Here is a 14,294-nt window from a genome sequence, read left to right on the forward strand (position 1 = left end):
GCCGGAATTCCCAATGGAGGCGAGCCATGGCGTCACTTGAAAAAGGCATCACCGCGAACGGCACGGGTTTTGGCGGCAAGACCTGGAACATCCTGGGCCAGGTCTATTTCCCCAAGGCCGTCACTGAGTCCAGCTTCGCGTTCGAGACCAACAGCGAGCCCGGCCAGTTCGTGCCGGTGCACATCCATCCGACTCAGGACGAGTTCATCCTGGTGCAGGAAGGCACGCTCGACCTCAAGCTCGACGGCAAATGGGTGAAGGCCCATGCCGGCGACCTCGTGCGCCTGCCGCGCGGCATTCCGCACGGCTATTTCAACAAATCCGACAAGCCGGCCCGCGCGCTGTTCTGGGTCTCGCCGATGCAAAAGCTGGAGGCGCTGTTCAACCAGCTCCACAATCTGACTGACCCCGCCGAGGTCGTGCGTATCTCGGCCCAGCACGAGGTCGACTTCCTGCCGCCCGAGGCCAACGACTAGGCGGGCGGACCGGATTTCATCTCGCCAGCCCTCGCATCTGATGCTTACGATCCCTTGACCGACGAATCGTTGGGGGAACCGGCCATGCGTGCACGACGTCATGCCATCGCAGCCATCGCGGGGCTCGGGCTGATCCTGATGACGCTCACCGCGGGCCAGGCGCAATCGCTCCCGCCAACACAATCGGACGCGCAAGCCGCCTACGATCGCGCACTCGGCGATTTCAAATCGATCCTTAGCGAGCGTCGCCGCCAGATCGAGGCGAAGCAGCCGCTGCCCAACCTGCCCGGCCAAGCGCTTTATCTCGCGCGCGTCGCCGTGATCAGCGCGTACAAGGATCTCACCGACGCCGTACCGTCGCGGATCGGAAAACCGAACAAGTTCGAAGTTCCCCCGGCCTATTTCGATGCCGCAATCGAGCCGCTGGTCGACGAATATGCCGATCTGTTCGAGATCATGGAGGCGCCGCCGCCGAGCGCGCAGAATTCGGCGACGCCGTTCAAGGATGTCGTCGATCTCGCCGCAGCGATTGCGCGCGCCAAGGGGCTTGCGCCTGTTCATGCCGACGCGGCGGGCCGCATCAGCCTCGGGCTGTTCTTTGCCGAGACCAACGGCAAGCAGAACGTCCGCAATGCGCGCTCGAACACCTATATGGGCAGCCTGCAGACCGGCCCGTCCGAGGACCGCAACGGCCAGCGCAAATGGGAGGCGATCAAGGGTGCGATCGCGGCCACCGATCCCGCGCTGAACGCGCGTGACGACAAGGAAGAGGCACGATCCCGCGGCACCGATCGCCGTTTCAATCACTGGACCAATGTGCGCGACGGCCTGATGAACGCACATGCCGAGCTGTTCGCCGAGATCCCGGCGATCGTGAAGACGCTGCCCGATCCGATCGACCAGATGAAGCTGTTCGAGCTGATCCAGATCATCCCGACACCGACACGCTCGGCGCTCAAGTCGGGCGACCTGCTGAACTACCGGGTATCCGATCCCACCATCATGAAGCACCTGCGCAACAACAGCATCTTCGCCTTCGGCAAGGCCGACCGGGCGCGAAGCTCGGCCAGCTTCCGTGAGATTCTCGGCGCGATGTGGCTGTTCAAGCGGAAGTTCGAGAAGGCGATGGTGAAATACGCGGAGATCAAACCGCACTAGCCCTGTTGGACGCGCCCTAGTTCTCCGCCTTGTAGCCGTCCGTCAGCGTCTTCAGGAAGGCGATGATGTCAGCCTCGTCCTGATCGGTCATCGCCGGCTTGTCGCCGGAGTGACGATCGAACGGGGGATCGGTGACGTCGACATTGGCGTGATATTTTTCAGGCAGGTCGTCGTATTTCCGCACCGTGCCGTCGGCTGCGCGCGGAAACACCTTTTCCGGATTGGTGTCGCGGAAATTGTAGAAGTCGAGCACCTGCTCGAGGGTTCTGAAGCCGCCGTTGTGGAAGAAGGCGCGACGCGTCGCGGTGTTGCGCAGCGTCGGCGTCAGGAACATGCCGCAATACTGCGTCTGCTCGGGAATGTCGGTCCGATGCGGACCGCACACGCCGAGATCGAAATAGCCGGAATCCTTGTTGCCCGCGAGCGCGGCATTCCGTGGCGCGCCGAGCGCTTCATATTGATGATCGGTAAACATCGGCGGCAAGCCGTCGCGGGCCGGCGCCGAGGTATGGCAGCCGGCGCAGTTCGCCTTGTCGGGATCGTTGAACAATTGCAGGCCGCGCAATTCGCTCTCCGACAACCGCGCCTTACCCTCGAGCCAGTAATCGTACTTGCTGGTGTAGGGATGGAAGCTCGGCTCTTCGACCTGGTAGCGCGCAACCGCAAACATCGCCTCCGCGATCAGCAGCCGCTGGTTTCTCAGCACGCCGGCGCCGAACAGCTCGACGAAGCGGTTGACATAAGGTGCGCGGCGCAGCTTGTCGGCCACGATCTCCGCGCTGCCGCCGTCCATCTCGTTGGCGTCGAGCAGCGGAAACAGCGCCTGGTCCTGAAGCGTGTCGGCGCGGCCGTCCCAGAACAGGCCGCCCTGCGGCACGATGTTGGCCGAGGCGCCGGTGCCGCCCGCGGTCTTGGTCGTGCGCGCGGCCTGCTGGCCGAGCATAGCCATCTGCGCGAGGTCGATGATGTTGTCGTCGTCGCCCTTGTCGGGGCCGATGCTGAAATTCGGCTGGCGATCGAGATAGGTCAGCGACGGCACCGCGCGTGCGCCTTGACGCGACAGACTGGCGCCGCCGAGCATCACCGGCCCGTCGTTGGGCGGGCCGTAGGCGTGATCCGGGCTGTGACAGGATGCGCAAGACAGCGAGCCGGACGACGACAGCGAGGCGTCGTAGAAAATCTCCTTGCCGAGCTGCGCCATCGCGGACAACGGGGCAACGGACGGACGCATGAGGCGAACCGGGTTCGGGTTGGTGCCCGCCGTATTCGCCTCTGCAAGCCCTTGCGCTAGTCCTTGCGTCTCGGCTGCAAAGACGGCGCCGGCCAGGACGAGCAGGCCGGCGCCGAGGAGCCACAAAGTGCGGCTGTTCATTATGACGTCCCGTTGGACTAGTGGTGGTGGTGGTGCTCGTCCGGCGGGCTGACCATCACCGTGCCTGTGGTCGGATCGAGGAACAGCGCGTCGGTGCGGAAGTCATGGCTATGATCATGGTCGAAATCGAACAGGTCCATGATCGATCCGGTGGTGGCGTCGAACGAGCCGCCGCCGAGGCGCTGGCCATGCAGCCAGTTGTCCTCGATGAAGCGAACCACCGAAGCCTGGGTCGTATAGGTGTGGCTGACATAGTTGGTCTTGGCGTAAGGCGAGACCACGATCAGGGGCACGCGGGTGCCCGGACCACAGCGGCCGTTGACCGGCTTGCCGCTGAGACCGTTCGGCGCCGGCTGCTTGGTCGGGCCGAGGCCGCACAGGCCAGGACCGTTGACCTGATCGGCGGTCGCGTCATACGAGGCGTTCTTCGGTGCAACGTATTGGTGATCGTACCAGCCGTCGGAGTCGTCATAGGTGATGATGACGGCGGTCTCGCGCCACTCCGGCTGCTTCTGGAGGAAGTTGATCAGCTCGACATTGCCGGCCTGCTCGTCGAGCGGGTCGGAGTTGCCGGCGTGACCGTCCTGAAAGGCCGGCATCTTGACGTAGGACACGGCCGGGAAATTGCCGGCCTTGATCGCCGCATAGAGGTCTTCGAGGTCGTAATTGTGGTTGGCCGGATCGACCTTGCCGTTGAAGTCATGGGTATGGCCGATCGCGTGCACCGAGCTCGGCCGCGCGTGGGTCGGGTTCGCCGTCGACGCGTGATACTGGAAGAAGGCGTGGTGCGGGATGTAGTCGACGATGGTGCCGTTGACGTTGGTCGAGAACGTGCTGCGGGCGCAACCGGTGGTGCCGTTGGCGTTCTTGAGGGTCAGATCGAAGCCACCCATGAAGCTGCCCCAGCTGATACGCTCGGCGGTGAGCAGGTCGCCGATGTTCTTGCCGCCCATCAGCATGGTGCTGGTCTTGCTGGAGCAGGCATCGTTGCCTGGATCGGTGTCGCCGGTCAGCGTCAGGCCGCCCTGCCCGTCCGCGATCGACGCCGTGGTGCCGATGACCGGCTGCACGCCGTTGGTCTGGCCGCCGACCACTTCCAGCATGCCCGGCGTCGACGGACCGAACGTGTCGGTCCAGTTGTTGTCGGTCATGGCGAAATGCTGGGCGTAGTTCCAGAATCCGGTGACGGTGTTGCCGTCGAAATAGCCCATCACCTGACCATTGGTGCCGAACGCGCCGGCGCCGCCGGCGGTGCCGCGACCGGTGAATTTCGGGAACAGGTCTTCCTTGCCGTTGTCGACGGCCTGCTGCTCGGGCGTATAAGCGTGGTTCTGCGAACGCGTGTTGGCCTGGGTGCGGTCAAGGCGGAACGGGTCCGTTGCGCCGGTGCCGTTGGCCGGATTGTTGTTCGGGTTGTTCACCAGCAAACTGGCGTTGGCGAGGTTGTTGACCCGGGGCGTATGCGGCTTCGGCACGAAGGGGATCGAGCCCGAGGGATTGGCCGCGTTCGGATAGGTCGCGAAATAATGGTCGAACGAGCGGTTCTCGTTGAAGATGATGACGAGATGCTTGATCGGCGTTTCCGTATGGATCTCATGCGGATGCCGGTCATGATCACGATCGTGGTCATGATCCCGGTCCCGGCCGAAATCGTCTGCGAGAACCGGCATGGCGCACGCAAGTGCGATCGCGGCCGCGAAAATCGCAGCCGTCGTCAAAAATTTGGATTTCATCTCTGTTTGCCCCGAAGGAATGACGCCGCGACCCTAGCGTTCACATTTGACAGAGCTGTGTCAGTTTGACGCGTGAGACACTTCGCGCAGCCAATCAGAAAGAGATTTTTACGTGCTCCTGCTGGCGACAAAGGCGGGTCTTCTGCCGGAATGCGCCATCGGCAATTATTCCACGCGTGGAGATAAAAAATCGCAGCCCTGCATTTGGCTTTGCGGAACAAGAACGAATCCTGCATGGCAAGATTGCCGCGGCTGTCCGCGGCGACTAATGCTCGCGATCGAGCGAAGCCAGGAATTTGTCGGCGATCGCTCGCCAGCGTTCGGGATAAAGCCGCAGCAGATGGCCATCGCCGGGGACGCCGTGTAGAATCTCGAAGCGCGCGCTGCCGCCGGCGGCTGCGAACGCCTCGTGATATTCGCGAATAAGATCCTCCTTGTAGAGGCGGTCGTTGTCGGCATAGAGCCAGAGCTGCGGGACCTTGGCGGCTGCGCCGCGGCCCGCATTGGCATAGTACGGCGTGGTCACCGGTCCATACGGGTACCAGCCGCCGCTGAAATTCACCACGCCCAAGACCTCGCCGGGCTTGAGGCCGGCATAGTGCATGGCGAGGAAGCCACCACGCGACTGGCCGGCGAGCAGCACCTTGCCCGGCTTGACGCCGGGCAGCGTCCGGCCATAGGCGATCGCGGACTCGATATCCTCGACGGCTTCAGCGACACCGGCCGAGACGTCGATCAGGCTGCCGTCGTGATCGCGGCCGAAAGTCTCTTCACCGTTGATGCCCTCGGAGCTGCCGCGTCCGCGGCGCATCAGCACCAGCACTGCAAATCCGTTGTCGCGCAGCCAATGCGCTTCGGTCGAGAACGACCAGGATCTCAGCTGATTCCGACCGACGTCGGATCCATGGGTGACGATCGCGAGCGGTGCCGGCTCCGGCCCCGACGGCGGGTAGAAAGTGCCCTCGAGCGTGATCGGCCGCGTGCCATCAGGCGTGCGAACCGCAAGATGCGGAATCCGGACGCGCGCGCCGGGCCACGGCCAGTCGTTCGGCCGATCGCCCGCAGCAAGACGCGCAGGATCGGCGCGGACCAGCGCTCCGGAGGTGACGACGCCATTCTTGAGCGTGGCCGTCATGTACAATCGGTCGGGGCCATCAAAGGCATAACGGAAGATGCGAAACCCCGTCATGGTCAGCACGCCGTCCACGACCGTCGCCTGGTCCCGCCACCATTCGCGATTCATGCCGTTGAAGGCCGAGTCCGACCGGGCGAAGACGAGGTCTGCATGTCCGTCAGCCCTGACGCGCTCGACCACGAGGATGTGCCTGTCGTCGCTCCAGGTCCCGATCCATGCGCCCTGGAAGCGCGCGATCTCGGGCGGCACGTCGGAGGCCGGCGGCTCCATGTCGAACCCGGGCGGCAGCGGGACGATGGTCTCGGGATCGACCGTCAGCGGTTGGGCCTGAGCGCTCTGCATCATCAAGACCAGCGACACCATCGCGGCTGCGATCCAACGTCCAAGCATGTGCCCCCAGTCGAAATCCAATGTGGCCGGAAGGATAAACCTATTCGGTGCGGATAGGCGTGTCCTTCAGCCCGTTATTATCATAAGCCTTGCGCAAGGTGCCGTTGGTCACGGCCTCGGTCATGAACCTGGTGACGAACGCCAGCGACTGGCCATGGCCGAGCGGGACCGCAACGGCGGTCACCGTCTTCTTGAACGTCTCGTCCAGCACCTTCGTGCCCGGGATCTTCTGCGCCATCTTGTTGAGCTGATCGCGCGACAGCGCGAAGGCGTCGATCTCGCCGCTCTTCAGGAGGCCATAGATCTCATCGTAGGTCTGATAGCCCGTGACCTTCGCATTCTTCAGATGCGCAACGGCGCCGCGCATCGTGGTCGTAGCGTTGACTGCCGCGACCTTGATGCCGGGTTGGTCGAGCGTGGCGAAATTGGTGACGGTCGAACCCGCCTTGACGATATAGGTGGCGTCCGCGACCTCGTAGATCGGGCCGAACATCATCCTGGTCTCGCGTTCGGGATCTTTCGGCAACCAGCTGACGTCCCAGCTGCCCTTGCCGGCCGCGTCGGTGATCTGTCCGGAATTCTGGTACACGACATACTCGACGGGGATGCCGATTTGCGCCGCCATGTCCTTGCCGAGATCGACGGGGACGCCGGCGTAACCGGCTTCGGTCTTGGTCGACCAGAACGCCCCGCCCGCCGGGCTGATCGCGATCGCGACCCGCAGCTTGCCGGTCGGTGCGATCTCGTCCTTCAGACCATCTGCTAGCGCGGGCATGGCGACCGCCGCAGCGAGGACGAGGCCGGCGCAGGCTGACCAGAACGGCGTTGACATGTCATGTTCTCCTCACGTTTCTTCTTGTCCGCTTCCTTCCGCCAGCCTCGCGCCGATCGCGCTGCCTTTGACACAATTCTGGTCGATCGTTCGCCCGGTGAAAAGCGATTTGTCACGACCCAAATGTCGAAGACACGCCGCTGTTTGCAGTGCAAGGGCTGCGCCTGCCATGGCTATGGTGTTTCACGGCCGGTCATTTGTTGCTAGCCTGCCGCACCGACAGCTAGCCATCGGGGGCCACCGAATGACCTCAGCGTATCCCGTCCATTCCGCACAATCTCGTGGCGCATGGAGGCATGTCGGGCGGGCCCTGGCCGCCACGGCGGTCGTGATTGCGCTCGCCGGCTGCGAGGACAAGAACGCCTTCGTCGCGCCGCCGCCGCCCAAGGTGGACGTCGCCACACCCGTACAACGGTCGGTGACGCGCTATGTCGAGGCCACCGGCAACACCGCGCCGGTCAAGAGCGTCGATCTCGTGGCGCGCGTCCAGGGCTTCCTGCAATCGATCGACTACACGGACGGCACCTTCGTCAAGCAAGGCACCCAGCTGTTCACGATCGAGCCCGAGACCTACAAGCTCAAGCTCGAACAGGCGCAAGCTGCCGAGACCGGCGCGCAGGCCACGCTCAAGCAGGCCGAAGCCGACTTCAAGCGGCAGGCCGATCTGGTGCAGCGCCAGGCGGTCTCGCAGGCGACACTCGACACTTCGACATCGACCCGCGACAACGCCCAGGCCAGCCTCCAGCAGGCCCAGGTCAATACAAGGCTCGCCGAGGTCAACTACGGCTACACCAAGGTGAGCGCGCCGTTCGACGGCATCGTCAGCGCGCATATGGTCTCGATCGGCGAGCTCGTCGGCGTCTCCTCCCCGACCCAGCTCGCCACCATCGTCGCGATGGACCCGATCTGGGTGAATTTCACCGTCAACGAGCAGGACGTGCTGCGGATCCGGGCAGAGGCTCAGCGCCGCGGACTGACCGCCGCCGACCTCAAGCAATTCCCGATCGAAGTCGGCCTCCAGACCGAGACCGGCTATCCGCATGAAGGCCACCTCGACTACGTCGCGCCGACCATCAATTCATCAACCGGCACGCTTGCCGTGCGCGGGCTCGTGCCCAACGACAAGCGGGTGCTGCTGCCCGGCTATTTCGTCCGCGTCCGCGTGCCGTTCGACCAGGACAAGAACGCCCTCCTCGTCCCCGACACCGCGCTCGGCAGCGACCAGGGCGGGCGCTATCTCCTGGTCGCCAACAAGGACAATGTGGTCGAGCAGCGCAAAGTGCAGATCGGCGCCGTCGACAACGGCCTGCGCGTGATCGAGAGCGGCCTAAAGCCAGACGACCGCGTCGTGATCGCAGGGCTGCTGCGCGTGATCCCGGGCCAGAAGATCGACCCGCAGATGACCAAGATCGAGCAGCCACAGGCCTCGAACAAATGAGGCGCCGGTCATGATCTCAAAATTCTTCATCGAGCGGCCTGTCCTCTCCAACGTCATCGCGCTCCTGATGATCCTGATCGGCGGCGTTGCGCTGTTCAACCTCGCGATCGCGCAATATCCTGATGTGGTGCCGCCGACGGTGCAGGTGACGACGCGCTATCCCGGCGCCAGCGCCAAGACCGTGATCGACACCGTCGCGCTGCCGATCGAGCAGCAGGTCAACGGCGTCGAGGACATGCTCTACATGCAGTCCTACAGCGGCTCCGACGGCACCTATACGCTGACGGTGACGTTCAAGATCGGAACCGACCTCAACTTCGCGCAGGTGCTGGTGCAGAACCGCGTCTCCAGCGCGCTGTCGCAGCTGCCGTCGTCCGTGCAGAACCAGGGCGTCACCGTCCAGAAGAGATCGACCTCGATCCTGCTGTTCGTGACGCTGACTTCGCCTGACTCCCGGTTCGACAGCCTTTACCTGAGCAACTACGCGACGATCAACCTACGCGACGAGCTCTCGCGACTGCCCGGCGTCGGCAACGTCACGGTGTTCGGCGCCGGCCAGTATTCGATGCGGATCTGGCTCGATCCAAACAAGCTGCAAGCGCGCGGATTGGTGCCGCAGGACGTGATCCAGGCGATCCAGCAGCAGAGCCAGCAGGTCTCGGCCGGCCAGGTCGGCGCGCCGCCGACGCCGCCGGGGCAAGCGTTCCAGTACACGCTCAACGTCAACGGAAGGCTCGACGACACCACGCAGTTCGAGAACATCATCGTCAAGACCGGCACCAGCGGCGACGTCACGCGTGTGCGCGACGTCGGCTGGGTCGAGCTGGGTGCGCAGACCTATAGCCAGATCTTCTCGCTCAACAAGCAGCCCGCCGTCGGCATCGGCGTATTCCAGTCGCCCGGCGCCAACGCGCTCGAGGTCGAGCAGGCCGTCGAGAAGAAAATGACGGAGCTCGCCAAGCGCTTCCCGGAAGGCATCAAATACGACACGCCGTTCGACACCACCAAGTTCGTGCAGGCCTCGGTGCACGAGGTCTACATGACGCTGATCGAGGCCGGCTTGCTGGTGCTGGTCGTGATCCTAGTGTTCCTGCAGGACTGGCGCGCGATGCTGGTGCCGGCGACGACCGTGCCCGTCACCATCATCGGCGCCTTCGCCGCAATGGCGGCGCTCGGCTTCACCATCAACATGTCGACGCTGTTTGCAATCGTGCTCGCGATCGGCATCGTGGTCGACGACGCCATCGTCGTGGTGGAAGGCGCAGCCCACAATATCGAGCAGGGCATGAACGGCCACGACGCCGCGATCAAGGCGATGGACCAGCTGTTCGCGCCGATCGTCGGCATCACACTGGTGCTGATCTCGGTGTTCTTGCCGGCGTCGTTCCTCGCCGGCCTCACGGGCCGCATCTACTCGCAATTCGCGCTGGTGATCGCGGCGACCGCGCTTTTGTCCGCCATCAACGCAGCGACGCTGAAGCCGACCCAGTGCGCACTCTGGCTGCGGCCGACGGTGCCGCCGGAGCAGCGCAACTTCTTCTACCGTGGCTTCAACGCCGTCTATAACCGCGTCGAGCGCGGCTACATCCGGCTGATTGGCGTGCTGTGCAGGAACAGTACGATTTCGGTTGCGATCGCACTGGTCCTGATCGGGATCGGCGGCTACGGCCTGTCGCGGGTGCCGACCGGCTTCCTCCCAATTGAGGACCAGGGCTATCTGATCGCCGCGGTTCAGCTGCCCGACGGCGCCTCGCTGGAGCGAACCCAGAAGGTGCTCGACAGGGCCGCCGATATGATCAAGGACACGCCCGGCGTTCAGCAGGTCATCACGATTGCCGGCATCTCCGCGCTCGACAACAGCGCGAGCCTTGCCAATGCCGGCGTCGCCTACATCATCCTGAAGGACTGGGACGCGCGCAAAGGCCCCGGCGAGGATTTGCGCTCGCTGGTCTACGGCCTGAACGACAAGGTCGCGACCATCATGGAGGCGCGTACGCTAGTGCTGCCGCCGCCGCCGATTCAAGGCATCGGCAACGCCGCAGGCTTCTCGATGCAGGTCGAGCTGCGCGACGGCAACAGCGATTTCGCCAAGCTGCAGGCCATCACCGGCGCGATGGTCTCTAACGCCCAGAGCCAGAGCGCGCTGCAGCGCGTCTCGTCCTCGTTTCGTTCGGCGGTGCCGCAATTCAACGTCGAGATCGACCGCGTCAAGACGCAGACGCTGCACGTGACCACGGACGCCGTATTCTCGGCGCTGTCGACCTATCTCGGCTCGTCCTACGTCAACCAGTTCAACAAGTTCGGCCGCGTGTTCCAGGTCTACACGCAGGCCGATCCGGCGTTCCGCGTCACCGAGCGCGACATTGCCAACATGCAGGTGCGCAACCAGAACGGCGACATGATCCCGATCGGCACCGTCGCCACGATCACGCCGGTTACCGGCCCGTCGCTGATCAGCCTCTACAATCTCTATCCCTCCTCGACCATCGTCGGCCTGCCGGCGCAGGGCTATTCGTCCGGCCAGTCGCTGAAGCTGATGGAGGAGATCGGCGACAAGACGCTGCCGCCGGGCACCGGATTCGAATGGACTGCGATGTCGTACCAGGAGAAGGCGGTCTCGAACCAGATCTACTGGGTGTTCGGCCTCGCCATGCTGCTGGTCTATCTCGTGCTCGCCGGCCAGTACGAGAGCTGGTACGCGCCGATCTCGGTGATCCTCGCCGTGCCGCTGTCGCTGATCGGGCCCATGCTGATCCTCAACGGCTTGAAGATCGATAACAACCTCTATTGCCAGATCGGCCTGATCCTCTTGATCGCGCTGTCGGCCAAGAACGCGATCCTGATCGTCGAGGTCGGGCTCGAGCTGCACGGGCGCGACGGCAAGCCGGTGCTGGAAAGTGCGATCGAGGCGGCGCGTGCCCGCTTCCGCCCGATCCTGATGACGTCGTTCGCCTTCATCCTCGGCGTGGTGCCGCTGGTGATCGCGACCGGCGCCGGCGCCAGCGCGCGCAAGTCGATCGGCATCACGGTGTTCTCGGGCATGCTGGCCTCGACCTGCCTCGCGGTGCTGTTCGTGCCGGCGTTCTTCGTGGTGGTGCAGCGGTTCGAGAACTGGCGCGCGTCGAAGAAGGCGCCGAAGGCGCAGCCGGTCGCGGAGTTGAAGTCCTAGGCCTCGCCTGGTGCCTGCCGCGCCTCGCCGCTCGAGACCAGCAGCACCGAGACCTTCGACTGCCTGAGCACGGCGTCCGCAACGCCGCCAAAGGAGAGGTGGTCGGCCTGGATGCGGTCGACGCCCATGACGACGAGATCGACATCGGTGGTGTCGATCTCGCGCAGGATCGCAGCTTCCGGCGCCCGGTTCACACGCAGCGTCGTGGTGATGTCGACCTCGTAGCGGGCGGCGAGATCGCCGGCGTCCTTGAGGATGCCGGCCTCCTGGCTCAGGCCGCGGGAGGCACCGCGCTGCGCGCCCTTGTCCCGCGTCGTCGCGACATAGATCACGCGCAGCGAGCCCGATCCGGCCTGCGTCAGCGCGACCGCGACCTCCGCGCCGCGCTTGGCGACGCCGCTGCCGGAGACGGGAACGAGGATGTTGAGCGCATCCGGCATCGGTTGCTTGAGGTGCTTGCCCCTGGCGGCCACGATCGCGAGCGGTCCGTCGAACCTTGCGGCGATGTCCTCGATCTTCCGATCGAACCGATCGTTGGCCGCAGTGACCTTGTCGACGCCGACGATCAGGAGATCAAATCCCTTGCGCGCCTCATCGGCGATGGTCTCGCCGAGCTCTGCGCGCCTGGCACGGGTGACGACATCGACGCTGCCGGCGTCGCCGTCACCATTGGCGGAGACGGCTGCCTTCCTCACCACGGCCTCGTGACTCTCCTCCCCGTCGCGGACCTTCTCCTGCTCCCTGGCGTGCGTGCCGATATGCAGCACTGTGATGGGCAGGCCGCGCATGCCGGCCATCAGGCCCATGATGTGCGACGCGAAGGTGGCGTTGACGCTCTCGTCGACCGCCAGCAGCGGACGTTCGAGATTGGCGACAAAGCCGCGCTTCTCGAATTCCTCCCGCTCCAGGCGCTCCTTCTCCTCCCGGTTCATCGGCAGCTTCGCCAGCGCCGCGCGCAGCATCGGGGGCATTGCCATCGTGGTCACGATCGCCATGGTCACGATCATCGTGAACAGGTTCTGGCTGAGCACGCCGATGGACAGGCCGATGGTGGCAATGATCACCTCGGTCGAGCCGCGCGCATTCATCGCGCTCGCGAGCGCCAGCGACTCCCGCGTGCTCAGGCCGCCCAATGTGCCGCCGACAAAGGCGCCGCCGAACTTGCCGACGCTCGCGATCACGACCAGCAGGCCGGTGAGCATCAACAGGCTGGGATCGCGCAACACCGAGAGATCGGCACTGAGGCCGGCAAGGCCGAAGAACACCGGCATGAAGAAGCTCGCGATCAGCCCGCGCAGGCGCTCGTCGATCTGCCGCGTCAGGATCGGCGACTCCCCGACCAGGATGCCGGCGACGAAGGCGCCGAGCACGGTGTGGACGCCGATCGCATGGGTGATCAGCGCCATCGCGCCCATCAACAGCAGGATCACCGTGACGACCGCCGCGGCGCTGACGAGGTTGTCGTTGGCCCAGCGGATGAGCTGAAACACCAGCCGCCGGCCGATGGTGAAGCTGATGGCGAGGAAGGCAAGCGTGCCCAGCACGGCCTTCGCCACCGAGGCGATATCCAGCGTGCCTTGCGAGGCCAGGCTGAAGATGACGGCGATGATGATCCAGCCGATGGTGTCGTCGATCACGGCGGTCGCGACGATGATCTGGCCGACATTGCGGCGCATGAAATTCATCTCGCGCACGACCACCGCGACGATCTTCACCGAGGAGATCGACAGCGCCGTGCCCATGAACAGCGCGGCCACCAGGCGCTGCTCCGGTTTGGGCAACAGCGCATCGGGCAGGAACTCACCGAGCGCAAAACCGCAGGCGAAGGGCACCACGATGCCGGCGATCGAGATCGCGATCGCGGCCTTGCCGACCTTCCTGACCAGCTTGAGGTCGGTCTCTATGCCGGTGAGCAGGAGCAGCAGCAAAATACCGAACTGGGCGATGCCGTCGATCATCGCCTTCTGTTCGGGCGTCGCAGGGAAGATCGCGTGCTGCGCTTCGGGCCAGATCCAGCCGAACAGCGACGGCCCGAGCAAAATGCCGGCGAGCAATTCGCCGATCACCGAGGGCTGGCCGATCCGCTGCATGATCTCGCCGAGGCCGCGCCCCACCAAGATCAGCAGCACGATCTGCGCCACCAGCAGGAATTCGGACGGACCAGCCGATTTGCCGCCCTCGGCATTCGCCGCGATGATCGTGAGGGCAAGCGCCGCGGAGACAAGGCCGACCGGTCGGAGCAGGCTCCACTGCATGCAGGTGTTTTTACCCCTTCAATTGGCCCGGCAACGCGCCGGAGCCACGGGGATAGAACCCGCGGGAGGTGGAGGGGGTTCCCGCGGCATTCGCGGCCGCGGCGAAAATCAAAAAACAACCCCATGCACAGTAGATATGAGGTTGAAAAGGGCCCGAGAAATTTCGGTCTTACCGAAATCGCTTGCTCCGTCGGGCAAAACACCGGCATGATGGCATCATGGGTGGTGTGCGGGGCGCGGTGCGACGTTCCGTCATTGCGAGCGAAGCGAAGCAATCCAGAATCTTTCCGCGGAAAGATTCTGGATTGCTTCGTCGCAAGGGCTCCTCGCAATGAC

At 64.4% G+C, this 14,294-nt stretch carries 9 protein-coding genes; 4 read left to right on the plus strand and 5 right to left on the minus strand.

Annotated features, from left to right (window positions below; genetic code table 11):
• Positions 1-26: 26 nt before the first annotated feature.
• Together ABID58_RS24250 and ABID58_RS24255 are read left to right on the plus strand one after the other, a co-directional pair.
• Positions 27-476, plus strand: coding sequence for a cupin domain-containing protein (locus tag ABID58_RS24250; protein ID WP_354035176.1), 450 nt, complete (start codon positions 27-29; stop codon positions 474-476).
• 84 nt (positions 477-560) lie between these two features.
• Positions 561-1,634: a hypothetical protein gene (locus ABID58_RS24255; protein WP_354035178.1), complete on the plus strand. Its 1,074-nt coding sequence runs from the start codon at positions 561-563 to the stop codon at positions 1,632-1,634.
• A 16-nt stretch (positions 1,635-1,650) separates the two neighbouring features.
• On the opposite strand, the gene ABID58_RS24260 is transcribed toward ABID58_RS24255, so the two are convergent.
• The 4 genes from ABID58_RS24260 to ABID58_RS24275 all read right to left on the minus strand — a co-directional run bounded on the left by ABID58_RS24260 (position 1,651) and on the right by ABID58_RS24275 (position 7,096).
• Positions 1,651-3,006, minus strand: a complete 1,356-nt coding sequence (locus ABID58_RS24260) for a cytochrome-c peroxidase (protein ID WP_148754625.1) — start codon at positions 3,004-3,006, stop codon at positions 1,651-1,653.
• A gap of 17 nt (positions 3,007-3,023) precedes the next feature.
• Positions 3,024-4,739: an alkaline phosphatase family protein gene (locus tag ABID58_RS24265; RefSeq protein WP_354035180.1), complete on the minus strand. Its 1,716-nt coding sequence runs from the start codon at positions 4,737-4,739 to the stop codon at positions 3,024-3,026.
• Between the two features lie 265 nt (positions 4,740-5,004).
• Positions 5,005-6,264, minus strand: coding sequence for an alpha/beta hydrolase family protein (locus ABID58_RS24270; RefSeq protein WP_354035182.1), 1,260 nt, complete (start codon positions 6,262-6,264; stop codon positions 5,005-5,007).
• A 40-nt stretch (positions 6,265-6,304) separates the two neighbouring features.
• Positions 6,305-7,096: an ABC transporter substrate-binding protein gene (locus ABID58_RS24275; RefSeq protein WP_354035184.1), complete on the minus strand. Its 792-nt coding sequence runs from the start codon at positions 7,094-7,096 to the stop codon at positions 6,305-6,307.
• 244 nt (positions 7,097-7,340) lie between these two features.
• Between ABID58_RS24275 and ABID58_RS24280 the strand changes: the two genes are divergently transcribed.
• Positions 7,341-8,534: an efflux RND transporter periplasmic adaptor subunit gene (locus ABID58_RS24280; RefSeq protein ID WP_187435246.1), complete on the plus strand. Its 1,194-nt coding sequence runs from the start codon at positions 7,341-7,343 to the stop codon at positions 8,532-8,534.
• Between the two features lie 10 nt (positions 8,535-8,544).
• Positions 8,545-11,703 carry an efflux RND transporter permease subunit gene (locus tag ABID58_RS24285; RefSeq protein WP_354035186.1) on the plus strand — a complete coding sequence of 1,053 codons (3,159 nt, stop codon included), beginning with the start codon at positions 8,545-8,547 and terminating at the stop codon, positions 11,701-11,703.
• Here the strand turns inward: ABID58_RS24285 and ABID58_RS24290 are convergent.
• On the minus strand, positions 11,700-13,958 hold the full coding sequence (locus tag ABID58_RS24290; protein ID WP_354035188.1) for a cation:proton antiporter domain-containing protein: 2,259 nt from the start codon (positions 13,956-13,958) through the stop codon (positions 11,700-11,702). The two genes, ABID58_RS24285 and ABID58_RS24290, sit on opposite strands and share 4 nt — an antisense overlap.
• Positions 13,959-14,294: the final 336 nt, after the last annotated feature.

Source organism: Bradyrhizobium sp. S3.2.6 (assembly GCF_040546885.1).
GTDB lineage: Bacteria > Pseudomonadota > Alphaproteobacteria > Rhizobiales > Xanthobacteraceae > Bradyrhizobium > Bradyrhizobium cytisi.

Coding starts and splice junctions, on each gene's coding strand:
- ABID58_RS24265 (WP_354035180.1), bottom strand. CDS start 4,739: ATGAAATCCAAATTTTTGACGACGGCTGCGATTTTCGCGGCCGCGATC.
- ABID58_RS24260 (WP_148754625.1), bottom strand. CDS start 3,006: ATGAACAGCCGCACTTTGTGGCTCCTCGGCGCCGGCCTGCTCGTCCTG.
- ABID58_RS24270 (WP_354035182.1), bottom strand. CDS start 6,264: ATGCTTGGACGTTGGATCGCAGCCGCGATGGTGTCGCTGGTCTTGATG.
- ABID58_RS24280 (WP_187435246.1), top strand. CDS start 7,341: ATGACCTCAGCGTATCCCGTCCATTCCGCACAATCTCGTGGCGCATGG.
- ABID58_RS24275 (WP_354035184.1), bottom strand. CDS start 7,096: ATGTCAACGCCGTTCTGGTCAGCCTGCGCCGGCCTCGTCCTCGCTGCG.
- ABID58_RS24255 (WP_354035178.1), top strand. CDS start 561: ATGCGTGCACGACGTCATGCCATCGCAGCCATCGCGGGGCTCGGGCTG.
- ABID58_RS24290 (WP_354035188.1), bottom strand. CDS start 13,958: ATGCAGTGGAGCCTGCTCCGACCGGTCGGCCTTGTCTCCGCGGCGCTT.
- ABID58_RS24250 (WP_354035176.1), top strand. CDS start 27: ATGGCGTCACTTGAAAAAGGCATCACCGCGAACGGCACGGGTTTTGGC.
- ABID58_RS24285 (WP_354035186.1), top strand. CDS start 8,545: ATGATCTCAAAATTCTTCATCGAGCGGCCTGTCCTCTCCAACGTCATC.